This is a genomic window from Paenibacillus sp. FSL M7-1046 (genome assembly GCF_038007405.1).
Lineage (GTDB): Bacteria > Bacillota > Bacilli > Paenibacillales > Paenibacillaceae > Paenibacillus_AQ.
Map to the genome: position 1 here is coordinate 6245760 of NZ_JBBOXB010000001.1, position 23059 is coordinate 6268818.

At 47.3% G+C, this 23059-nt stretch carries 20 protein-coding genes and 1 pseudogene; all 21 read right to left on the reverse strand.

Annotated features, from left to right (window positions below; genetic code table 11):
* Positions 1 to 18: 18 nt before the first annotated feature.
* Positions 19 to 822, reverse strand: coding sequence for an energy-coupling factor transporter transmembrane component T family protein (locus NYE29_RS27750; protein WP_076111974.1), 804 nt, complete (start codon positions 820 to 822; stop codon positions 19 to 21).
* Positions 823 to 1695 (reverse strand): ATP-binding cassette domain-containing protein, encoded by an 873-nt coding sequence (locus NYE29_RS27755; protein ID WP_340898354.1) that lies wholly within the window; start codon positions 1693 to 1695, stop codon positions 823 to 825.
* A complete protein-coding gene (locus NYE29_RS27760; RefSeq protein WP_340898355.1) occupies positions 1656 to 2456 on the reverse strand; it encodes an energy-coupling factor transporter ATPase in 801 nt (266 codons plus the stop codon). The genes NYE29_RS27755 and NYE29_RS27760 overlap by 40 nt, the downstream gene beginning before the upstream one ends.
* Positions 2457 to 3278, reverse strand: a complete 822-nt coding sequence (locus tag NYE29_RS27765) for an SDR family NAD(P)-dependent oxidoreductase (protein WP_076111978.1) — start codon at positions 3276 to 3278, stop codon at positions 2457 to 2459.
* Entirely contained in the window at positions 3278 to 3628 is a 351-nt protein-coding gene (locus NYE29_RS27770) for a MaoC family dehydratase (RefSeq protein ID WP_340898356.1), read from the reverse strand. Before NYE29_RS27770 ends, NYE29_RS27765 begins: the two co-directional genes overlap by 1 nt.
* Positions 3621 to 3995 (reverse strand): FAS1-like dehydratase domain-containing protein, encoded by a 375-nt coding sequence (locus NYE29_RS27775; RefSeq protein ID WP_340898357.1) that lies wholly within the window; start codon positions 3993 to 3995, stop codon positions 3621 to 3623. The genes NYE29_RS27770 and NYE29_RS27775 overlap by 8 nt, the downstream gene beginning before the upstream one ends.
* Positions 3992 to 5143, reverse strand: a complete 1152-nt coding sequence (locus NYE29_RS27780; RefSeq protein ID WP_340899819.1) for a thiolase family protein — start codon at positions 5141 to 5143, stop codon at positions 3992 to 3994. The genes NYE29_RS27775 and NYE29_RS27780 overlap by 4 nt, the downstream gene beginning before the upstream one ends.
* Positions 5140 to 6630: an AMP-binding protein gene (locus tag NYE29_RS27785; protein WP_340898358.1), complete on the reverse strand. Its 1491-nt coding sequence runs from the start codon at positions 6628 to 6630 to the stop codon at positions 5140 to 5142. Before NYE29_RS27785 ends, NYE29_RS27780 begins: the two co-directional genes overlap by 4 nt.
* Before the next feature lie 6 nt (positions 6631 to 6636).
* Positions 6637 to 7179 (reverse strand): biotin transporter BioY, encoded by a 543-nt coding sequence (locus tag NYE29_RS27790; protein ID WP_340898359.1) that lies wholly within the window; start codon positions 7177 to 7179, stop codon positions 6637 to 6639.
* A gap of 236 nt (positions 7180 to 7415) precedes the next feature.
* A complete protein-coding gene (locus NYE29_RS27795; protein WP_340898360.1) occupies positions 7416 to 8018 on the reverse strand; it encodes an ABC transporter ATP-binding protein in 603 nt (200 codons plus the stop codon).
* Positions 8009 to 8836 carry an ABC transporter ATP-binding protein gene (locus NYE29_RS27800; protein WP_340898361.1) on the reverse strand — a complete coding sequence of 276 codons (828 nt, stop codon included), beginning with the start codon at positions 8834 to 8836 and terminating at the stop codon, positions 8009 to 8011. Before NYE29_RS27800 ends, NYE29_RS27795 begins: the two co-directional genes overlap by 10 nt.
* An 11-nt stretch (positions 8837 to 8847) precedes the next feature.
* Entirely contained in the window at positions 8848 to 9684 is an 837-nt protein-coding gene (locus NYE29_RS27805) for an ABC transporter permease (protein ID WP_340898362.1), read from the reverse strand.
* 1 nt (position 9685) lies between these two features.
* A complete protein-coding gene (locus tag NYE29_RS27810; protein ID WP_076111995.1) occupies positions 9686 to 10654 on the reverse strand; it encodes an ABC transporter permease in 969 nt (322 codons plus the stop codon).
* 14 nt (positions 10655 to 10668) lie between these two features.
* Positions 10669 to 12321, reverse strand: a complete 1653-nt coding sequence (locus NYE29_RS27815) for an ABC transporter substrate-binding protein (protein ID WP_340898363.1) — start codon at positions 12319 to 12321, stop codon at positions 10669 to 10671.
* Between the two features lie 567 nt (positions 12322 to 12888).
* The gene (locus NYE29_RS27820) at positions 12889 to 13344 is read right to left on the reverse strand and encodes a transposase (RefSeq protein ID WP_340898365.1); all 456 of its coding nucleotides are present in this window, start codon (positions 13342 to 13344) and stop codon (positions 12889 to 12891) included.
* Positions 13345 to 13413: 69 nt separating this feature from the next.
* Positions 13414 to 15802, reverse strand: a pseudogene (locus NYE29_RS27825) (polyprenyl synthetase family protein).
* 161 nt (positions 15803 to 15963) lie between these two features.
* Positions 15964 to 17442, reverse strand: coding sequence for an Lsa family ABC-F type ribosomal protection protein (locus tag NYE29_RS27830; RefSeq protein ID WP_340898366.1), 1479 nt, complete (start codon positions 17440 to 17442; stop codon positions 15964 to 15966).
* 313 nt (positions 17443 to 17755) lie between these two features.
* The gene (locus NYE29_RS27835; RefSeq protein WP_340899820.1) at positions 17756 to 19093 is read right to left on the reverse strand and encodes a voltage-gated chloride channel family protein; all 1338 of its coding nucleotides are present in this window, start codon (positions 19091 to 19093) and stop codon (positions 17756 to 17758) included.
* Between the two features lie 39 nt (positions 19094 to 19132).
* Entirely contained in the window at positions 19133 to 19999 is an 867-nt protein-coding gene (locus NYE29_RS27840; protein ID WP_076112004.1) for a DegV family protein, read from the reverse strand.
* Positions 20000 to 20025: 26 nt separating this feature from the next.
* Positions 20026 to 20568: a TetR/AcrR family transcriptional regulator gene (locus tag NYE29_RS27845; RefSeq protein WP_076112006.1), complete on the reverse strand. Its 543-nt coding sequence runs from the start codon at positions 20566 to 20568 to the stop codon at positions 20026 to 20028.
* A 182-nt stretch (positions 20569 to 20750) separates the two neighbouring features.
* Complete coding sequence (locus NYE29_RS27850; RefSeq protein ID WP_340898367.1) at positions 20751 to 23057, reverse strand: histidine kinase; 2307 nt, start codon at positions 23055 to 23057, stop codon at positions 20751 to 20753.
* Positions 23058 to 23059: the final 2 nt, after the last annotated feature.

Here is a 23059-nt window from a genome sequence, read left to right on the forward strand (position 1 = left end):
ATCTCTCCTTCTATCCACTTAAAATCCCCAAATTTTCAACAGCAGCAGGATCACGGTCATTAGAATAACTGCTCCCCCTGCTTGATAATCGACACGCTGGAATGTCAATTGCTTATAGGAGGTTCTCCCTTTCCCATTCCCATAAGCACGCGCATCAATGGCGTGAGTCAATTGTTCGGCACGTTGAATCACCGTTAGAAGCAAAGGCACGAGAATCGGAATATAGGCAAATATACGTTTTGGCAGCTTTAAGGTGGTAATATCATAATCTCTGGCCTTCTGGGCCAGGAGAATCCGATCAAGCTCTTGCATAATCGTTGGGATAAACCGGATCGCAATCACAATCATTAGTGAAAACTGCTCTACAGGCACATTGAGTTTGGATAAAGGGGCCAGTAATTTCTCCAGCCCATGGGTTAAGGTCAGCGGTTTTGTAGTTAACGTTAAAATAGAAGCCAGCAAGATGATTAAGACAATACGCCAAACGAAACGTAACCCTTTCAGCAGTCCCTCATCTGTCACCTCTATAACGGACCAGGACCAAATGATATTCCCCTTCGTGGATAAGGCATTATAGAGAAAAGTAAACATCAAAATAAACAAGACCGGCTTCATGCCTCTCCAAAAGACCTGTAACGGGATTTTGGATAACCACATAATGCCGGCCAAAAAAAGGGTTGCGACAACGTAGCTGACGAACGTGTCCAGCATTAGGAAGCTCAGCATGATAATAATCATGCTCACAAGCTTTGTCCGCGGGTCCAGACGGTGAAATATGGAGTGCGTCTCCCAATATTGTCCCATTAACAGGGTATTAGACATTTAGAGTCTCCTTGCCTGCCAGATGGGCAGCACTTTTGCGAAAATATCCTGCTCTCGGCAGCTCGCCACCTCAATTATCTCCCCGGACATTTCCTCAACTATCTTTAACAGTTGTACAGGCTCCGGCAGTGATAAACCGAGTTGCTCCAGCAATGCTGCTTGTTCCAGAAATAAAGTACCGGTCTCATAATGCCCTATGAGTTGCCCCTCGTGAAATACCATGACTTCATCCGAGTATTCGGCAACATCGTTCATTTGGTGGGATACGAAGAGAACGGTGCGATTACCTTGCTGCTGCCATTTACTCAGCAGCTGAAGCAATGCGGCATGGCTTACTGGATCGAGACCTGCTGTCGGTTCATCCAGAATAAGCAGCTTCGGATCCATCATCAATACGGAAGCGATCGCCACACGGCGCTTTTGCCCTCCGCTTAGCTGAAACGGAACCAATGGGAGGATATCATCTGTCAGACCTACTTGCGAAAGAACGGTTTCTATCGACTTCTTTATCTGCTGAGGCGTATCCCCACGCAGCTTAGGAGCAAAGGCAAGCTCCTTGTACACCGTCGATTCAAATAATTGATGCTCGGGATATTGAAATACGAAGCCTATATCAGGTAGGGCTTTTAGTTGTCCTTTACGGTCCTTGGGAATGGGATGATCATTAATCAAATACTCTCCGGCAATGTCCGGTATCAGCCCCTTCAGCACTTTGACAAATGTAGACTTGCCGGCGCCTGTATGGCCAATGACAGAGATCCACTTGCCTCCTTGAATCGTGCAGCTGACATTTTGCAGAGCCACCCGATTGGCATAGCTAACGCTTAGATTGCTTAGCTGGTAGACCATTGTGAGCGGATCATCTCCTTCCAATCTGCCATTAGCGGCATGTCCGGATGCAGCATTCGATATACTCGAACCGCAAAAGGAAGCTCTAATTGGTAGTCTTCAACGGGCACCGTTTCAAAAAAGGAAACCGGATCTCCATCAAATACAAGCCGCCCCTTATCCATGAGTAAAATGCGCCGCGCCGCCAGCACTTCCTCCATATGATGGGTGATGTGGATAATGGTCATGCCTTGGCGGTGCAGCTCCTGCATGATCGAAAGCACCTGCTCCCTCCCCTGCGGATCAAGCATGGAAGTAGCTTCGTCAAAAATAATAATCCGGGGCCGCATAGCCAGGATGGCGGCAATAGCTACCCGTTGCTTTTGACCGCCTGAGAGCTGATGGGGCATCGACTCCAAATAATTCTCCATTTGCACAGCCTTTAGGGCTTGATCCAACCGGCTGCGTATTTCTCCCCTTGGCACACGAATGTTTTCCAATCCAAATATCACTTCATCCATCACCGTTGTAGTAATGAATTGGTCCTCCGGATTCTGGAATACAAACCCTATTTGCTCATGGATCATCCTAAGGTCTGCGGGTCTGGAGGTGTTTAGATCCTGAAAGGTTACATCCCCTTGTTTTGGAAGCAGCAACCCATCCATTAGCTTGGCAATTGTAGACTTGCCGCAGCCATTCGCCCCGACAATTGCCACGAACTCCCCCGTCTCAATCGTAAAGCTTATATCCTCTATGACGGGCTGCCCTTTTTTATAATAAAAATGAACGTGATCGAATGTCAGCATTTAATGACTACCCTTCTGTTGCCGCCATGTTGTGAAAAATGCCTCGATGCCGGTTTCGGTAAAGGCAGGCTCCGGCTTTTGCCACTTCGTTACCTTCGAACCATTCACACCAAAGATTTCACCTGTTAACTCAATATCAGGCTGTTCCAGCAATGCTGCTGCGAACCGGGCAATATCGTCTGTTTCCCCCACCTGCCAGAACTCCGGGAACGGCTCATTGCGGCTGGCGTACTTTTCCTTCATATGCTGGATGACAGGCCGAGTCATATCCGTTAAGGCAGCAGGTGCAATGGCATTTACTCTAATACCGTTACGCTTTAGTTCGGCTGCGAGCGTCCACAACATACCAAGCATTCCAGCTTTGGCCGCACTATAATTCACCTGCTTGATCGAACCTGTTAATCCGGCAGTGGAGGTCATCAGAAGAATGTCTCCGCCATGATTTTGCATATGAGGCAGTGCCCGGCGAATGCTATAAAAAGCTCCATTCAGATGCACATCCAGCACTGAGTTCCATTCTTCATCCGTCATATGCAGACATTGCTGGTCATGCAAATTACCGGCGTTATGTATCAATACATCTATACGGCCATACTCAGCGATGACAGCATCCACCATCGCAGTGACCTCAAGCGGATCTGCGACATTGGCACAAATTCCCCGCGCCTCGCCGCCTGTCCGGTGAATCTCCTGCACAACCTCGTCGATTAGCGCCTGCTTTGTCCCGTTGACAATCACTTGATAACCGGATTGGCCAAGCTTTAAGGCGATGCTGCGCCCAATCCCTCTAGTGGCTCCTGTAATTACGGCTACTTTATCCATCACTTCATCTCTTTCACTGAAAAGGTACCTGAAGCAATCACATCACCAGCTTCTAATGTGACTTTCACTTCGATATGACCGTCGCGAGGCTCAAAGTGAAACACCACATCCGTATCTACTACAAGCGGCTTTTGAAATTTCATGCTATACGATGTAATCCACCCTGCTGGATGATCAGTTAAATATAATGATTGTGCCAGTCCCATAATATACATACCATGCGCTATAGGCCGCTTATAGCCAGCCTTAACAGCAGCTTCGGCATTCAGATGAATGGCAGCCGTATCTTTAGAGACAGCACCATATTGCCGGACAGCTTCGGCAGTTATACGTTTCTTAATCTTAATCACCTGCCCGGATTAATATGGTATCTGCCGTCCCTATGAGATTACCGCTACATGTATAAACAAGCGTGTGGTAATAGAAGGTCATCCATTCCTGTCTAACTTCTTTCTTATCCATCCTCGTTAAGGATAATTCACAATCCAGGATCATCCCTGCGGTAATTGGTTCCTGGTAGGTAAAATGCTGTGTGCCGTGAATTAAGGGGACATCCGTCTGCAACCAGGGAATATCGAAGAACTGCCAGAAAATAGTCGGCATTGTGGCAGGTGCGATCAGATCACCTTTTATCATTTGCAAGGGAGCTCCGATACTTTGAGCATAGTCAGAAATCCACTCCGCAGTGATTTGAACCTGATGCCGGACTGTATTCATTGGACCGCCTCCACCAGCGTGGCCAGACCTATCCCGCCACCAATGCCTAGTGTGGCCAGCCCCCGTTTATAAGGTTTATATAACATCTCCGTGCATAACCGTGTAATCAAGATGCCGCCGGAAGCACCGTAAGGATGGCCAATGGCCAGTGCTCCGCCTCCACGATTCACCTTTTCCTGCGGAATCTGAAGCTCCTGTAGTGAAGCTAATACTTGTGAGGCAAAAGCTTCGTTAAACTCCACGATATCCAAATCGGCAACACTCAGGTGCTGGCGGTTAAGCACCTTTTGAACAGCTGGAACAGGCCCCATACCTAAATAATTGGGATCAACGCCTGCCGCTTGGGCATCAACGACACGCAAAATAGGCTTTAGTTGAAGCTCCCGGCATTTCTCGCGGGACATCATCAGAACCAGAGCCGCTCCATCATTCAGAGGACATGCATTGCCAGCCGTTACCGTACCCTGTTCCAGAAAGATTGGCGGCAGCTCCTGCAGCTTTTCCAGGCTAGTATTGGCTCTGGGGCATTCATCTAGGGTAACCCATCCGCCATTCGCTTGTACAGGAACGATCTCTTGCAGAAATCGGCCGGTTTGCTGCGAATGAATGGCTTTTTGATGGCTTTTCAAAGCATAACGGTCCTGTGCTTCCCGGGAAATCGCGTATTTACGGGCGACATTCTCGGCTGCGATGCCCATATCCGGGTCGCCGTAGGCACTGGGAGTAAAACGGGCCCGTGTATATAGCTGCGGTGCACCCGTTAGCGTTTGAGGTTTGGTCATTTTCCAAGGGGCACGGCTCGTACTCTCAACTCCACCAGCCAAATAAATCTCGCCAGCACCACTTTGAATCAGCCTTGCCGCAAGATTGACTGCCTCCAGACCAGAACCACACTGCCGGTCAACCGTGACACCCGGGACCGTCACTGGCAGTCCTGCTTCCAGAGCAGAAAGCCGTGCGATGTTGCCGCCTGGACCTACTACATTGCCAATGATGACATCATCAATTAATTCCTTCGGCACATTCGTTTCTGCGACAATATGCTGAATAAGCGGTGCTAATAATGCTTCCGGCTCAAGAGCACTTAACACTCCGCCGATCCTGCCAATGGGCGTCCGTTTAGCGATCACAATTACAGCCTCTATCATAACATCCATCTTTTCGCGTAGTCTTTCATTGCCAGCCGGGCAATTTTTCCGCTACTTGTATAAATGAACTGCTCTACCGTGATGAGCTGTTTTGGGGCCTTGTAGTTCGCGATTTGGCGGCAGCAGTAATCCTTGATTTGTTCTACAGATAGACGCGTTTGTCCGCTCCACTTCACAAGTGCTGTCACCTGTTCACCCCAATAGGCATCCTGTACTCCTAGTACCATCACTTCTTGAATTTCCGGCATCTGCTGCAGCACAGACTCTACTTCTTCCGGGAAAACATTAAGACCACCGGAGACCATCATGTTTTTTGAGCGGCCAGCCAAATACAAATATCCATCCTCATCCATATACATAAAGTCTCCGATGATCAGCCATCCGTCACGAAAAACCGCTGAAGTCTCTTCCGGCAAATGATAATACCCTGTAAACATCATATCACTCCGAATGTAAAGCTGCCCGATGCTCCCTTGGGATACCTCTTGGAGATGCTCATCACGAATTGATATCTGTACACCGGAAAAGGGTTTACCTACTGAATCCGGCTTGTTGTCAGCATGAACATCCAGGTAACTGATATAACTAGCTTCAGATGAGCCATAAAATTCATATAGCTTCGCTGCGCCGAATATCTCCCTGCATCTATTCTTAGACAACTCTGACCATTTCCCGCCTGAGCTGATCAATGCCTGAATTTGCGTCTGACCAAATTTATCCTTCTGCTGGAGGAGTGCTTCAATCATCGTCGGCACAACGAACAAAATAACATCGGGATTCTGTTTACACAACTGTAGAACCTTGCCGGCATCGAACTCTTTTACGATATGAAAGGTTGCACCGCTATATAGACTCTGCATTACCGCGAATAAAGACAAGGAATGAACAAAGGGGCCTGGAGCTAACATATGCTCTATGCGGTTTAGCTGAAAAGCCTCTTTGGTCGCCTCGAAGCTCTGAATCCACGACAAGTGGGTGCGCATATAACCCTTAGGTGTTCCTGTTGTGCCTGAAGTGAAGCCGATAAACAATAATTCATTCGATTCATCCATTTCAGCTTCCGGCTTGAGAGTGAGCAACCAGCTGTCATAGGAACCTGAACCCATGTCCTGATCAGAAAAAGTTAGAAGTTGAATTTCTGTGTCCTGCAAGTCTAGAATCTTTGCCAAATGGGTCTCTGCAAAAATCATTTTCGGCTGACATTGCTGTAGAACAGCGTTCACTTGATTTATACTCCATTTGGGATCCAAAGGGATGGGAACACACCCGGCATAAATAGCTCCTAAAAACACCTCTACAAATTCAATGCGGTTCGCAGATAAAATGGCAACCTTATCGTGGTGAAGGCCATTTTGCCGTATACCCTGTGCAATTGTAGTCATTCGCTGTACCAATGACCAATAAGTACGGCTCTCTTCGCCATCGGTTAAGGCGATATGGTCGGGCTGCTGGACTGCATGACGCAGTAAGGGTTCAATCAGATTCATCTTTTATCACTTCTCTTCGATTGGACTGACGGCTTTTAATTGTAGCGCTATAATAGCAGCTATGACCGCTTTAATACAATCCCCCGGCAAAAATGCGGTTGCTCCCACAAGTCCGGCCCAAATAGAGGTATGTGTAATCAAAGCCATAACCGGCGCACCGATCAAACTAACAAGTATCACACCAAAAACTAAGTTGATGACGATGATTTTCCATGTTTTTACATTTGACCAGACTTCTTCTGTCGCATATCCGATACAAAATGCAGCTACGGGCCAGCTTAGAATGTAACCGGCTGACGGACCGACTAATGCAGAGAAACCTCCACGGCCGCCGGATAATAAAGGTAAACCCAGAGCGACTAACACGATAAATAAAATCAGGCTAAGACTTCCTGTCTTCTTACCTAAAAAACTTCCCGCCAGCATGACACCAAGTGTTTGTGCGGTAATGGGCACCGGGATAAACCCTAGCGGAATCGGTGGAATCATACCTAATACCCCTATTAGTGCAGCAAATAATGCGGCAAATACCATCTCTTTTGTTTTCAACTTGCGACCTCCGTTAGTGTGATGGAAATATTAATTCCTATGAGATTTGTCATCTATATTTAAGCTAAATCATAGTTTGATATGTTAGGATTGTAAACCTTATTCATATAATTTTTGGCTGGTATTTGAATCGAATAATACAATAACAACGGATTATCCGCATTATTCTCATTATAAAACTATGCAGCCTAAAAAGAACATCCGTAGGGCCAATGGCCTTACAGATGTTCCTTTCTTCAACTCTTCCCCACCTTATAGATCGTATCGCATAACCGGTTCAGAAGGCTGGTCTCATGGCTGACCACAATAACTCCAATGTTCCTGCTTTTACAAATGCGGAGAAAGGCGTTCCAGATTTGTGCCTGCGTAATAGCGTCCAGCATCGTGGTCATCTCGTCGGCAATAATATATTTTGTGGCAGGATTCAGGGAACGCACGATGCAGAATCGCTGCTTCTCCCCCCCTGAGAGTTCAACCGGCCAACGGTCCATCCATTCCTTGCGGATTTCGAAAGCATCCAGAATGTCCTGAGAAGGAGTATAGGACTCCGTCACAACATCCCGCATACGCCACTTGGGGTTAATCGCTTTCTCCGGATGCTGGTAGATTAACTGGACAGGCCGAAAACCCGGACCCTTCATGTCTTTCTGATCTGACGTAACCTGCCCTTCACGCGGGGAGATATACCCGGCCAATATTCGGGACAGTGTAGTTTTTCCGCATCCGCTGTAACCTGATAACCCAAGAACCTCGCCCGGGGCTACTGACAGGTTGATATCTTTAAAAATCCAGCGGTCTCTTTGATAATAATGACCTAAGCTTTCTCCGATCAGAGACATGCATCCTTCTCCTCTCGCTTAAATTCCAAATCAAAATCATTCTGGGGCAAGGCCCGCCATAACCTTCGGGTGTAATCGGTTTTTAATCGTTCCCCTTTGCCTTCAAAAGCCGAAACGTCGGAAATTTCCACCGTTGTTCCATCCTTGATCACGGCTACCCTATCTGCAATTTCCAGCGCCGACATGATATCGTGAGTAATCAGCATTACTCCGGCCCCCTCTTTAGCGAATTGCTTAAGTTGCCGCAAGATTTCGGAGAGTGCCTGCGGATGAATTCCGGGGGTCGGCTCATCGGCTATGACCAGCTTCACCCCTTCTCTGACACTTGTCGCGAACAACACCCTGCGCAGCATCCCGCCCGATAATTCAAACGGAAACAGTCGGCCATCACTTTTTTTCAGGTCATATCTTGCGAATAGCTCTTCTTGTTTGGCCTGTGCGGTTGCCTGATTCAGCCCGATCTGTACCTGCTTCCCGACTCGCATAAGCGGATCAAGATAATTGACGGATTGTGGAATGAAGGAAATCTCCCGGCCCCGGAGCTGTTCCTTTCTCTTTTGTGTCAATTCTTCTCCTTGGTATAAGATGCTTCCGCTGCTGATCGCATTGCCTGGCAAGATACCCAGCACAGCATGTGCCAACAGGCTTTTCCCTGAACCGCTCGCTCCTACCACGGCAACAATTTCACCTTCATCAATGTCCACATGCATATCCGCTATCGGTTGGATCATCCGTTTTTGCGTACCTTTCACATATTGTGAAAAGCCAATGGACAGGTTCTCAACCTGCAACAGCGTTTTATTCTTTACATTAGTCAATATCCATCCCTCTATTCGTTGGAGCTGGCAGGCTCCATCAGAATGCGAAGCTGTTCGCCGATACTGTCAAAGCTCTTAACCACTAAGACCAGAAGCAGTCCCGGAAACACCACCAGCCACCATTTGCCGGTTGAAATATGGTTCATCGCTTCAGATAATATGATCCCAATAGCCGGGGTTTGAGGAGAAAGCCCGAACCCCAGGAATGTTAATGCGGCTTCATGCAAAATCACATGCGGAAACATCAGCAGAAAACCAATCATAATTTGGGGGAAAATAGAAGGCAGTATATGTTTCGTTGCGATATACCAAGCTGATTTCCCATAGCTTTTAGAGATTTGAATGTATTCGGCACCTTTAATTTGCAGCACTTCGGAACGAACTACCCTTGCCAGCCCTGTCCAATGCGTAAGCGAAACACCGAGTACGATACCTTGTATTCCACCACCTGCAATGAAGCAGATCAAAACCATAAACACGAGATGAGGCATACCGATAAACAAATCTATTAACCAGGAAATGACCGCATCTACTGTCTTGCCAAAGGTCGCGGCACAAATCCCCATTACAGTTGCGATGATGACACTGAGGATGGAGGCGAACGCTCCTACCGCCAGTGAGAGGCGCAGTCCTTTAATGGTACGTGTGAACATATCTCTGCCCAGCCAGTCTGTACCGAATATATATTGAAGATTTGGGGCGAGATTCTTGCTTGCCGCACTCAATCGGAGATTGTCATTGCTCAGCCAAAAGCTGAGAATCAATATGGCCAGCAGAAAGCCGGAAGACAACGCAAGCAGCAGAATCATTTTCTTGCGTACATTCATTCCCTCAGGTATGGTCAGCATCTCAGGCCTCCCCCTTCATGCGCGGATCTACAACCTTATTCAAAATATCGGCGACCAGATTCCCTGCAAAAACAAACAAGGAGCTAATCAGAATAATGCCCACCATTAATGGGAGATCCCCTTTTAAACCTGCAGTGGTCAAGGTACTGCCCAGCCCGGGATAAGCAAATACCTGCTCTGCCAACATAGAGCCCCCAAAAAGTTCGCCAAAATAGGCAAATTGCAGGGAAATCGCGGGAATGATCGAATTTCGAACACCATGATTTTTAAAGATCTGCCACTTGCTTTCCCCTCTTGCTCTGGCAAAAATGACATACTCTGTGTTTAGAATATCAATCATTTTCTCACGGGTGTGCATCGCTACATTGGCGACTCCCAGAATACTTAATGTCAGAGCAGGCAGCACAAAGTGATGAATCCGGTCGATGAACCGCACATCACTCTCCATCACCCCGGCCGGCATGGCCAAGCCCACAGGAAACCATTTGAGCCAGACAGCAAATACGATTAATAGAATGAGGCCCATCCAGAAGATTGGAGTGGATACCAGCGTATAGCTGTACCATTTAATGAGCTTGTCCGTCCATTTACCCCGGTTCATCGCGGCAGTCATTCCTAGTACATATCCGATGACTCCCGATAAAATCCATGCTGTCCCCATTAAAGCAAGTGAGGTTAAAAACCGGCTTTGGATAATGTCGATGACCGGGCTGCGATACAGCTTTGAAATCCCAAAGTTGCCTTGCAGCAATGCTTTTGCCCAGGCAAGGTATTGTTCCACCGGGCTTTTGTCTACACCCCAATATTGTTTGATTTTTTCAATTTGCTCTGGCGACGCTGAGCTGTCCCCACCGATATAGGCATTGACCGGGTCCATTGGAGACAGATGAATAAGTGAAAAGGTCAGAATGGATAATCCGATCAGCAGGGTTACAACGCGAATCAGGCGAATAACGATGCTTTTGGCCACAATAATTCCCCTTCCTACTTACCCCATGTCCATTCGGTTACATTGCCGAATAATGCCCACTCATGACCGTGCGAGTGAATCGGCTGTTTGCCAAGATCCAGCTTCTCATTGGCCAAGTACAAGTGGTCAACGCGCACCAGCCAAACGATCGGAGCATCTCCGATGCCGCTGAAGCCCGTTTCTCCATCCCATTGGGCAAGCTTCCAGTATTTATTGGCCTCTTCGAGTGAGGAAGACGTGAGCGCCTGATGCAGGTACTCATCCACCTTGGGATTGTGGTAATTAGACATATTGCCGATACCCTTGTCGATCTGCTCCGAGGCATTCATCGTATACAGCTGGTAAGGGTGATGCCTTCCGCCTCCCCATGCCACTGCTGCTGTCTTGCCTTTAAGATAAATCTCATCCCATGTAACCCCGATGAGGTTGATCTTGATGCCGAAAGCACTCGCTTGATCAGCAGCAGCTAGGGAAAGGTCACTGCGCAACTGGTCACTGGAGCTGAAATACATGTCAAACTCAGCCTTGCGGCCGTCTTTTTCCACAATGCCGTCCTTGTTCGTATCTACCCAGCCGCCATCGGCGAGGATTTTGGTTGCCGCTTCGATGTTCCCGTCCTCGATCACGGTTTTTTCGTTGAACCATGGTAAACCATCGGCGAGAGAAAATGCTTTTTTACCATGTCCATCAAGTGCCACATCCAGCAGCTTCTGGCGATCCAGTCCAACATTAAGGGCCTGACGGATAGCGAGATCTGACGTCACATCATTACCTGTTTCCACTTCCTTGCCATTGGTCAAGCCTTTACCGCCGCTAGGGACTGCAGGCAGCATGATCCCGCGGGAATCAATACTCTCATAGCTGCGTAGGGTCATTCCCTCTACCTTTTGCTCTGAGAAAGTCGGCGGAACGTAGACAATGTCAGCTTCTCCAGCTTTTGCGGCGGCAAGGGCGGCATCTTCTTCGAGAAGCAGGAAGGTCATTTTTTTGAACTGCGGCTCTTTGCCGTACCAATACGGATTGTATTCCATGATGACTTGCTGTCCTTCATTGTATTGAACCACCTTATAGGGGCCGGAACCGACCGGGTTCTCGGAATAATGTTCATCATAGTGGGCCTTAGGCACGATTCCGATCTCTGTAAGCTGGCTTACAAAGGTGGAGCGCGGTTCATTAAGCGTAATAGCGATCGTGTTGTTCTCTAATACATCAATCGACTTGACGAAAGACAAATCGAATTTAATGCCGTCCTCCTTGAGCATTTCGTATGTATACTTGACATCATCCGGTGTAACCTGCTCCCCGTTGGAGAATTTGGCTTCCTCGCGAAGCGGGAAGGTCCATGTTAGTGCATCCTCGCTGATCGTATAGGATTTTGCAAGATCCCCAATAAAGTTGAGATCAGAGTCGATAGCCAGCAGTGAGCTATGGGTCAGACGGATTTGAGTCATTCCCCAGCCTTTCTTGGGATCAAACTGTCCGCCATCCATGATACCAACGGCCAGTACTAAATCGTCTTTTACTTTACCGGTGTTTTGTGCGCCGGAGGAAGGGTCAGATTGCTTGGAACCCGTTGAACAGCCTGCCAGCAATAAGAGCACTGACAACACTAAGGCTACATAAGAAAAAGTTCGCTTGTTTGTGAGTTTCTTTTGATTTTCTTTCATTTGATACCTCCATAGAATGATAATTCGCAATGATAAGATTTCTGGCAGAACCCCTGTGCCGAAAGTTTTATATACTCCTTTCCAAGCAGTTAGAATTGGATTGCGGTTTTTAAAAAAACAACTATATAGATTGAACTTAAGGTTTTAGAGTACAAGATCAGTCGCAACTACGGTGAATATTTGGACTTCCGGCCGCTGTTGTCGTAAGAATTTCTTGATTTTAACCGCTATTAGCGGTAGAAGTCCGAAGACAAAGGCGGACACTACCGCTCCTCCAGTTCCAAAATCCCCCTCCGCTGCTCCTTTTCTTTATCTCAAGTTTTCAAGTTCAAATTATATATAAAATCAATGTTAATAGTAATTATTACTATTAACATTGATTTTAATTGTAATAATTACTATTAAGTCTGTCAATCTTTACTTTTTTTTCATAATGAACGGAATATCAGCTGATCTACTATGTGAGCCGAAAAAAAGGGGCTGTCCCATAAGTGGAGTTTCCGACGAATGAGACAGTCTTGTGATTAATAATGACCGTAAAAAAGCAACAGAGCAGCGATCCTCCCGTTACTGGAGAGTCGCTGCTCTATGTTTTTGGTCATTTGCTGCTTGCTTGAGCAGATTATGCGCAAGGGAAAGCCAGCCGCAGAAAGGCCAGAATCCCCGGTTGTTTTTTAGTTGTCCAAATACGCTTTCCGGCTCGGTCATTCGTTGAACGGACAGAGCATAGCTCTCTTCACTTCGCAGAGTTTGTCGAGCCTGTTCCTGGTACCGCAGCCGCTCCAAACTGACGACCACTTCCCGATTTCCTGCAGCCTTCGTACATCGTTCCTTCAGGGGACAGCCTTCGGCTGTGTAGTAACTCCATTTTACCAAAGGGTGGTTTCTTTTTATGTGTTTTTTAAGAATGTTGAAACGTTTTCCGCTTAAACAGCGATTGGAACAACGGTCCGTTCGCGGAGCGTCCACCCATGTGCTCACGTTGATCCTGCTCAAAAAACGAGGGGTGCCCCAAGCAGCCATTTCATGGCTTATGGGACACCCCCTAATACTTGATCCTATTTGCCCGTTCCGGGCAGGTTCAGCCGCAGTTCAGCGGTTCCTGTTAACCATATAATTCAATAAATGCTTAAGGAAAGCAATATTCCGGGGCAGCTCGCTCAATGCTTCCGAGGCCAGACAGTAGTGTTCCCATAGCTCTTTCCGGGCGTTCTCCAGCCCAAGAATGGATACGAAAGTCGAAGTGTTGTTTCCGGCATCCTGACCAACGGGTTTGCCGAGCAATAGCCGGTCTCCCTCCTGGTCGAGTAAATCATCTTTAATCTGGAAGGCGATCCCCGCATGATAAGCAAATTTCTTCAGCCGCAATTTCTGCCTCCTTCACCTGAGCCAGCATAGCTGGCATGACCAGCGCCGCCTCGAAGGCAATCCCGGTCTTGTAAAAGCAAACCTCATTCAGTTGCTCCAGAGTCAAATCTTCTCCTTTGGAATGCAGATCCATCGCCTGCCCCATGCACATATCCCCCGTCTTTTGTGCTGAATACTGCATCAGGGCAAGCACGGTTTTCGGATCGAAATGACGGAGAGATGCTTGTTCCTCCGTAGCCTTCTGGATCAGGAACAGGCCGGTTAATTCGGCAGTCGCAGCATCATATACCTGATGCAGGGTTTCACGTCCTCTGCGGGTTGACGCATTATCCTGGGATGGCAGATCATCGAAGATCAAGGAAGCGGTATGCATATATTCCAAGGACCTGAGCAACGGCACAATCTCCGCTGACTCCAGTCCATATTCTCTTACGCCCATAACCCACGTTAAGACTGGACGTATTCGTTTCCCATCTCCTTCGAGACTGTAATTAGCAGCATCTATAAGCAGTTCCTTCATCGGTGGCATTCCCTCAGGCTTGGGGATTAGGAGCTGGCTATTGATCACTCCGCGTACCGTTTTGATCATATCGTGAAACTCTTCCTTTTCCTTCCGGTTGTTACGCAGTGTATTAAGCAGCTGGTCCCGAAGCAATTTGTCGAAGAAATCTACATCCTCTGCTTTGTGAACCATCCGGTCTACCAGGCGTTTGAACTCCGGGCTGCCAGCAGCAAATATTCCCATAATTTCGTTGTATTTATCCCTGCCTAAACGTTCTCTAGTGCGTTTCAGACCGTTAATGACCCGGTCCAGAATTACCTCGCAAGTTTTGGGATCAGAATGAAACACATTATGGAGCAGATGGGAAATGACAGTCCAATACATTTCAAAGGGATTGATCAAATCGTTGCGCTGCTGGCGATATTTTAAATAATAGGTATACGGGGTAACCGCGCCTTCCAGCATATCGCCGGACATATCGGCAAAATCATCCGCCAGCTGATTGTATAAGCCATAATAGAAAGTTCGATGATCAAAACCGTCATCTAGCGGCGCACTGATTACAGAGCGGACAATCAAGCGGGAGGAAGATGATTTCAGGATCACAGGAATATAGAGCTCCTCATTGGTATAACCATCATGGGACAGATTTTTTGCCCGGTCTATTTCCTGAGAGTGAAAAAACACATAGGAACGCTCAAAAAACGATTTCTGCGTCTCCATCCGCTGATGGTTCTTAATGTACTCAAAGGCTTCCCGCAGCTCCGAATGTACGTACTCCATCAGCGGAATCTTTTCCCCGTCCCACTCACCCAGCTCCGGGACAATTCCGCTGAGAAGCGCTTGACGGATCAACCGGGAATACTGTTCTTTCTCAGGAACGGTTAGGACCGCGGAATCTAAAAGATCGTCAATGAAAGGATAGGTAAGTCCATAGGAATACCCCAGCCGGATGGCTTCTTCAAGTCTTAAGGCACGTTCTGCAGGGACAAGGTTTTCTTCCATCTCTTCCATCACATGCATGACAACCCCGATAATAATCTTAATCAGCTTACGCTGGGCTTGCTCGGGATTCATTTCCTCCGGCAGATTGGCGGAGACGGTTTTGAGTTTAGTAATCACCCAGATCGTGGCTGTTTCTACCCCTTCTTTCTGGGCCCAGCGGTACAGCTTTGCCAAATTCAGCATGTCCGGCTGTGTTTCCCCGCCTGCTGCGGCTGAGGGTATCAACTGATCTTTGATATCGGTAACCATCCGTTGGATTCTGGTTTGAGTGTCCGGAGAATCCAGCGCTTTGCCCAGATCCCTCATGTAGATATAGGAAATGCTCCGGTCAAGATAATCATTTAATTTCCCTGTATAATTCAGCCATTGAATATACCGGTGGTAATCCGCAGGTCCGGGGTTCCTTTGGTTTCGCGAAAAAAAGGACAGCCATGAATGATGATGAATATGGCTCTTCTTCCACAAATGGAAGTCTGCAGTTAAGGCAGGCACATAACTCCTATTCTTGACCTGTGTAAAAAGTGATGCAAAATATTGAGCAGCTTTCTGCTCAGCCAGCTTATACGCTGTATCGGCATGCAGTGTAAATTCATTCATAAGATGGATTACCTCAACTTCTTTTAGTTTGGACCTTCAATCCCTGCAGCTTCGTCGGATCATAGTTATATCATATACGCGAAAGAAATCATTGGGTTACGAGTAACGGGTTATTTCGGGTGAGCCGAAAAAGTCTGCAGTGACCGGTCCTAAGAAATTCAGGTAATGGATTACAGTTGAATGATTTTTGTAGCAATATTGTTGCAAAATTCACTGTCATGCTCGACAAAAAGAATAGTTGGTGTGTATTCCAGCAGCAGCTCTTCAATCTGCATCCGGGAAATAATATCAATAAAATTAAGCGGCTCATCCCAAATATGCAAATGGACCTTCTCACTAAGGCTTTTCGCAATAAGCACTTTCTTCTTTTGCCCGCCGCTAAACGCAGATATATCCTTTTCAAACTGTACTCTGGAGAAATCAAGTTTTCTTAAAATCGATTTAAACAGGCTTTCATCAATCCCGCTGCTTCTGGCGTAGTCCGTCAAATTGCCCTGTAAATGCGAGGTGTCCTGTGATACGTAAGATACCGTAAGCTGACTGTCCTTCCTGAGTGTGCCTGTGTAGTCTAGCTCCTCGCCGCAAATCAGCTTGATAATGCTCGATTTACCGGAGCCGTTTATACCGGAAAGCGCAATTCGCTCACCCTGCTCAATCGAAAAGCTGATATCTGCGCAGACGATCTTCTCCCCGTATTGAATCGAGACATGTTCAAGCTCAACCAGCTCGTTTTTATGATAATCAAGCTGTGAAATCTCCAGGCTGTCGGAATTTTCAATATTTTTCAGCAGTTTAGACTTTTCAGCAATGGCAGATTGCTGTCTTTGCTCAATGGCTTTAGAGCGTTTCATCATTTTAGCAGCCTTGTGGCCAACATAACCTTTATCCAACTTGGAACCGGAATTCCGTGTTCCATTTTTGCTTTTCTCCACCTCATGCGACCAGTTACCCGTTCGTTTAGAAGAATCCGACAAGCGCTTGATGTCTCTTCTTAGTTTTTCATTCTCTGCCAGTTCAAAATGATCTTGCCGCCTTTTATTTTCCCACCAAGCGGAGAAATCCCCCTTTTGAATTTCTATGTTGGTTTTATTGATTGACAGGATGTGGTCTACACAATTATCCAGAAAGGATCTGTCGTGGGAGACCAGGATAAAACCGCTTTTGGTATTCAGATAAGCACTGACCAGTTTTCTTGCATTCAGATCCAAATGATTGGTAGGCTCGTCAATGAGCAAAAAGCTGTTTTCCTTAATAAATAATGCAGCAAGCAGCACCTTCGTCTGCTCACCGTTGGACAAAGAATCAAAGGGCCGGTATAGAACATCCTCGGACACTTTTAGTAAAGAAAGCTCCCGCATCAGCTTCCAGTGAATATAATCCGGGTAGATGTCGCTGATTACATCAAGGGTATTATTTTCCTTATTCTCGACAGGGAACGGGAAATAGTCGAAATCGACCTTAGCCGAAATCGTTCCGCTGTATTCATATTTACCAAGCAACAAGCTTAAGAAGGTCGTTTTCCCTCTCCCGTTTCTTCCCGTACATCCTAATTTCCAATCGGTATCAATTTGAAAACTTACGTTCTCAAATATATTATCGTAGCTGCCTTCATAGGCAAACGTCAGGTTCGCAACATTGATTAATGACATAAATATTCCTCCTGTATATAAAAAAATAAGAGCTACAAGAAAGTTACTTTCTTGTAGCTCAAATAAATACAGCAAATCCAGCCCCAAAACGGAGTTAGACAAGGATATTCGTCTGAGTGAAAAGAAATGCGTAACTTTCTTGCGTATAAAGAATAAAACACATGCGAAATAAAATCGCATTTGTCGTTTTATTGTTTAAAAGATTCGCAAGAAAATTCCTACATTATCCTTTTCAACTCCAGTCATTAAAGTAACAGAATTTTACCATACCTTTTTTTAAATTTCAACCCAAGCATGGTTTTGATCAGCAAATCTACTGATTGGTATAATTTTCTCCGCTGGCTTTTGTTTTTCGTTTGCGCAAACCCTTGACGGAGGCTAGGGTGGTTCCTTCAGGAATAGAGATCAGAGAACTTTTCGATACGCCGATCTGCTGGGATGTATAAATTCCGGTATGTCCTGAGAATAAAAAACTGACAACACAAGCGATAAACATATAAACCGCCCCGGTGGAACCAAATAATTCAATTCCCATTATGAAACAGGCAATTGGTGTATTGGTGGCTCCGCAGAATACCGCAATAAAGCCCAGGGAGGCCAGGAAAGGAGCATATAAATGAAGTACACCAGCCAGGCTGTTTCCGAGTGTCGCCCCTATAGCAAATAATGGAGTAACTTCGCCGCCCTGGTAGCCTGTACCTAAAGTAAGTGCAGTGAAAATGAGCTTCCACAGGAATGCAAAAGGCGGCATTTCGGTCTCAAAGGACCCGCTGATGAGTGGAATACCAAGTCCCAAGTAATCCCTGGAACCTACGGCATAAACTAAGGCAATAATAATGAGCCCGCCTACCGCACTCTTTAGCATCGGGTTTTTAAAGATGTAGGTGAACGTTCGCTTTAAAAAGTGGGTCAGCTCGCTGAACAACATACTGACTAAACCAAACACTATTGCAGCAGCGATCACTTTTAACAGGACGACAAGATCCAAAGCCGGAAAAACATCCACCTGATAATGGGTATGATGCACCTTCCATAAGCGGGTAGTCACCAGATCGCCCACAAAACTGGCTGTGAAACAGGGCAGCAGCGCTTTATGGCTGATGAGTCCAATCGCAATCACCTCTAACCCAAAAATGGTGCCGGCCAAAGGTGTCCCGAAGATTGAACCAAAGCCACCACTTATCCCGCACATCAGCAATATTTTCCGGTCCAGCGCATTGATCTTAATAAGTCTCCCGAACCCTTCGGCCAAGCTGCCCCCCATTTGTACTGCAGTTCCTTCCCGCCCGGCTGATCCACCGAAGAGATGAGTGATGAGCGTGCCAAACAGCACCAAAGGAGCCATCCGCAACGGAATCGTTTCATTACCCTCCCGGATTTGCTCCAAAATCAGATTATTTCCCTTGGCACTGTTTTTGCCGTAGCGCATGTATAGAAAGCTTACCAGCGCGCCTCCCGCCGGAAGCAGAAAGAGCAGCCATCCATGATTCAGCCGAACCTCAGTTACATAATCCAGACTCTTGAGGAAAAAAGCCGAGGCCGTTCCGGACAATACGCCTACTACGCCGCCCAGGACAATCCATTTCAGAAAAGTGCTCCACAGCGCCAGCTGGCTGCTTTTTTCCGTAAGCGCCGCCCATTTCGCATACATGTTCTTCATTTGCTGTATTCCCCGCTTTTCCGTAATATATCAGTCCTGATCAGCTCTGCGGTAGTAGCTTACACCCAAACTTCGTGGTGAGGTGCGGGAGAGAAAGCCGCTGATGCTCGAAGTCACAAGCACTTCGTCGCATCCCACTTTTTTAATCAACGCTTCCCTTAAATATTCAGCTGGCTGCTCTGCCATCGTCTGTGAGATAAGCACAAGTTTCTGGTCAATCTCGTCTTTGTTGTCAAATGCATTGTGCAGCATCTTATCCAGTGCTTTTGTAGCGCCGCCTTGTGGCTCATTCATGGAGAAATGCATGCGCCCTGACCTGACCGTTGCCGGACTTTTTAAATTCAAAGGACTTTTTATCCGATTATGCAAACCATAAACATTTCCACCCTGATTTACAAAGTTAAGCTTATCAAGCAGCATTTCTTCTTCCAGGTTTGTCCGGGAGTGATGCAGCTCTTTGGTTATAGTTGCGGGATGCCTTCTCTTCCTCGCCGCTGCGACTGCCCGCAGGACCATCATTGCCGTCCCTGAGGAAATGCTTGAGGAATCAATGACAGTGACTCTTCCTTCCGGAAATTGTTGGGCGGCAGCCACTGCATTCTTGTAGGTTGGGGATAACCCCGAGGCCATGCTGATGAATAACACATTGTCTCCGGCAGCAATACAAGGAGCAAAGAGAGTACTTAAGTCATGAGATGTTGGAGCAGCAATACCGGGAATCGTCCCCTTCTCTCTTACGTAGGTGTAGATCTCCTCAGTAGTTATATCGACCGTATGCCGAAATATCAGCTCATTACTAAAAACAACATATACAGGAGCTATGCCAATCTCATATTGTTCAATCACGGTGGGCGGCAGATCTGAAAGACTATCTGTAAATATCTTTACTTTTGTCATTTGGCAGTCTCCTTAAAACACTAGAATCATAGGATTCTAATGGCATTCCAACAGCTTTCTTCGACCCCTTCTAGCAGATCGGGGGTTTCGGTTAACACTCCAGACTTAATCAGTTTGAACAGCAGCACGAACGAACCATATACAATGGCAATCAGCGCATCTGTATTGAACTCTTTGATGACCCCAACTTTTTTACCATTCTCCAAAACTTGGCGAAACGTTCCAAGCAGCTCATCAAACACCTGCTTGCTTCGGTCATCCAGATAATAAGCGCTATTATGGGATTCGATAAAGAGCAGCGCATTTACATTATTATCGGCAAACTTCACTAAACGCTGAAAAATATAATGAAACTGTTCCCGAATATCCGGCGTGGAATGAATGGCCTCATATTTTAACGTGTCCGAGAACACTTGCACGCAATGCTGAAACAATCCGTTAACAAGCGATTCTTTATTGGCAAAATAGCGATATATCGTACCTGCCCCTACCTTCGCACTTTCAGCAATCATCGGAACGGTTGTGCCGTCATATCCTCTCTCGGCAAACAGCACCAAGGCCGCTTTCATGATATCTTCCCGTTTGTTAGTAGCCAGTGTAATCACCCTTACCTTAGACTGGAATGGTTCCGGATCAAACCGGTATAGATTAGAGCGGAATGAATATTCATTCTCTCATTATAAGACTTTAAAAGAAGAATGTAAAAGGAACCCATCCACAGGATCGGTTCCTTCTGTCTTCCTCACTCTTCTCATTGATCAGCCACCACCAGCATATCCATATGCCGGGCATGACGGAGCAGATAGTGGACGAAGCTTTTTTTGATGAGCGTGCGCCAGAGCGGCTTCCGCACCTGCCCGATGATCAGCTGTGTCGTCTTCACTTCATTGATCCTGATTAATAAATGCTCATGCAGGTTCTTACGGCTTTCTGCCATAGTCACCTCTAAATTCCCTCCAAGCTGTTCTGTTAGTCGACGCAGCGTCTCCAGCCGTTTCTGCTCCTCGGGTGTTTCTTTCGAACTGCAGTGCACATAATGAACATACCACTCGGCTTTCAAGCGATGCGCGATGCGGAATCCGCGGCGAATCAGCCGCTCTGCCCTCGGTCCCAGATCCACACAGACGAAGATCACCTCTTTCCTGCTCCATGGGCCCCGCAAGGAATTGTCCCGGTCCCAGGCCTCCAGGCGTTCATCTACATCATCCGCAATTTCGCGGAGGGCCAGTTCACGCAGTGCAATGAGATTGCCGATCTTGAAAAACGATTCCAGCGCCTGGTTCACTTTCTCTGAGGCGTATATCTTCCCTTCCCGCATCCGCTCCTGCAGCATTTGTGGCGTTACATCGATCAGTTCGACCTCACTGGCCATTTTGAGAATCGCATCCGGCACAGTCTCCCTGACACGTACGCCGGTTAATTGGGCTACCGCGTCGTTCAAGCTTTCCAGATGCTGCACATTTACAGTTGTAATGACGGAAATGCCGTTTTCGAGCAGACGGATCACATCTTCATACCGCTTTCTGGTTATACTGCCGGGCACATTGGTATGTGCCAGCTCATCCACCAGGACGACCTCCGGGCGGCGGGCAATAATTGCGTCCGTGTCCATTTCTTCCAAATTCGTATTTTGATATAGAATTTTGGCCCGGGGTACCGTCATTAATTCACCTATCTGCTCCTGGGTTTCCTTCCTGCCATGGGTTTCCAGCAGCCCGATGATAACATCGATGCCTCTGCTTTGAAGTATATTCCCCTCCTGAAGCATCTTGTAGGTTTTGCCGACACCGGGAGCCGCACCGATATATACCTTAAAGGTTCCACGGCGGATCACTTCAATCTTCTTCTCCATCTCTTGACTGGTCAACCGGTGGAAAGGCTCCTTCTTCCCTTGCGGATTACGTTTGATCGGCAGAATCCGTTCTCCTTCCTGCTCGGCCCGGTCGGCCATCAGAAACACATCAATATTGCGGGTCTGACGCAGTACACGGTCAGCGATCGAGCCCTGCCACCGCTCCTGCCACCGGCTTTTTTGGGAGTGGCCCATGACGATCCGCGTCACATTGTTATGAATGGCATAACGCACCAGTTCGGAAGGAAGCTGGCGTTGAAGGGTGAGAGGAAGCTCTTCAAACCTGGCGCCCACCCGCTCTACCAGCTTTACAATCGAACGCTTAAAGGTCTGCTGGTTCTTCGTCAGCGGCCGGTTGGGAATAGCAAATGTCACCACAATCAGATCACCGCCCAACCGCTTGGCGATTTGCTGGCCTCTTCTCACATAAAGCGACCCGTTCCAATGGTACTGCGCGGATACCAGTATCCGCTCCATCGCGCCGGAAGGACCAATGAGTCCATGTTCCTCGCGATGTTTCTCTAGCGAATCATTGACACCTTCGGCCACCAGACGCAGAGACAGCTCACGAAGCACGCCGAGATTGCCGGGCCGGGAGAGTGCAGGATGCGTCTCATGGCCTAAAACACCTTCCTCGATCCGCTTCAGAATAGTTTCAGGTGAGACATCGATCAAGCGGACCTCATCCGCAAGCTCCAGGGTATGCAGCGGTACGGTTTCATCTGCGCGGATTCCCGTCATTTGAAAGATGGTCTCACCCACTCCAGCCAATTCATACACATTGATGGTCGTAATTACGCTAATGCCGTTGTCCATCAAATAACGGATATCTTCCAGCCGCGTTTGAAAACGGGCTTCTTTGCGGTTGCGGTGCGCCAAGCCATCTACAAGCAGCACCTCGGGATTGCGCTCCAGCAAAGTCTCCAAAGGAAGATCCTTCTGCTCCTTGCCGTCTTTCAGCCAATGAACGCTGGGTACACGCTCCAGATCGGCAAGCTGCTGCATGGTTTCCGCTCTCTGCATCGTCGATACGGCACTGATTACAACATCAATGCCCTGCTTTTTCAATAACTTGCCTTCCTCCAGCATATGATAGGTTTTGCCTGATCCGCTGACGGAGCCGATGATAATCTTCAGCCTGCCCCGGTGCAAACGGTAAATGGAATACAGAATTTCTTCCGGGGTTTTGCGTTTGTATGGTGCCACTC

What these genes read in the sequence shown, in the direction of transcription:
- NYE29_RS27775 (WP_340898357.1), bottom strand. Translation starts at nt 3,995, where the DNA reads ATGAATACAGTCCGGCATCAGGTTCAAATCACTGCGGAGTGGATTTCT.
- NYE29_RS27805 (WP_340898362.1), bottom strand. Translation starts at nt 9,684, where the DNA reads ATGCTGACCATACCTGAGGGAATGAATGTACGCAAGAAAATGATTCTG.
- NYE29_RS27820 (WP_340898365.1), bottom strand. Translation starts at nt 13,344, where the DNA reads ATGGCTGCTTGGGGCACCCCTCGTTTTTTGAGCAGGATCAACGTGAGC.
- NYE29_RS27840 (WP_076112004.1), bottom strand. Translation starts at nt 19,999, where the DNA reads ATGACAAAAGTAAAGATATTTACAGATAGTCTTTCAGATCTGCCGCCC.
- NYE29_RS27835 (WP_340899820.1), bottom strand. Translation starts at nt 19,093, where the DNA reads ATGTATGCGAAATGGGCGGCGCTTACGGAAAAAAGCAGCCAGCTGGCG.
- NYE29_RS27750 (WP_076111974.1), bottom strand. Translation starts at nt 822, where the DNA reads ATGTCTAATACCCTGTTAATGGGACAATATTGGGAGACGCACTCCATA.
- NYE29_RS27765 (WP_076111978.1), bottom strand. Translation starts at nt 3,278, where the DNA reads ATGGATAAAGTAGCCGTAATTACAGGAGCCACTAGAGGGATTGGGCGC.
- NYE29_RS27795 (WP_340898360.1), bottom strand. Translation starts at nt 8,018, where the DNA reads ATGTCTCTGATCGGAGAAAGCTTAGGTCATTATTATCAAAGAGACCGC.
- NYE29_RS27830 (WP_340898366.1), bottom strand. Translation starts at nt 17,442, where the DNA reads ATGTCATTAATCAATGTTGCGAACCTGACGTTTGCCTATGAAGGCAGC.
- NYE29_RS27780 (WP_340899819.1), bottom strand. Translation starts at nt 5,143, where the DNA reads ATGATAGAGGCTGTAATTGTGATCGCTAAACGGACGCCCATTGGCAGG.
- NYE29_RS27845 (WP_076112006.1), bottom strand. Translation starts at nt 20,568, where the DNA reads ATGAAAGCGGCCTTGGTGCTGTTTGCCGAGAGAGGATATGACGGCACA.
- NYE29_RS27785 (WP_340898358.1), bottom strand. Translation starts at nt 6,630, where the DNA reads ATGAATCTGATTGAACCCTTACTGCGTCATGCAGTCCAGCAGCCCGAC.
- NYE29_RS27815 (WP_340898363.1), bottom strand. Translation starts at nt 12,321, where the DNA reads ATGAAAGAAAATCAAAAGAAACTCACAAACAAGCGAACTTTTTCTTAT.
- NYE29_RS27760 (WP_340898355.1), bottom strand. Translation starts at nt 2,456, where the DNA reads ATGCTGACATTCGATCACGTTCATTTTTATTATAAAAAAGGGCAGCCC.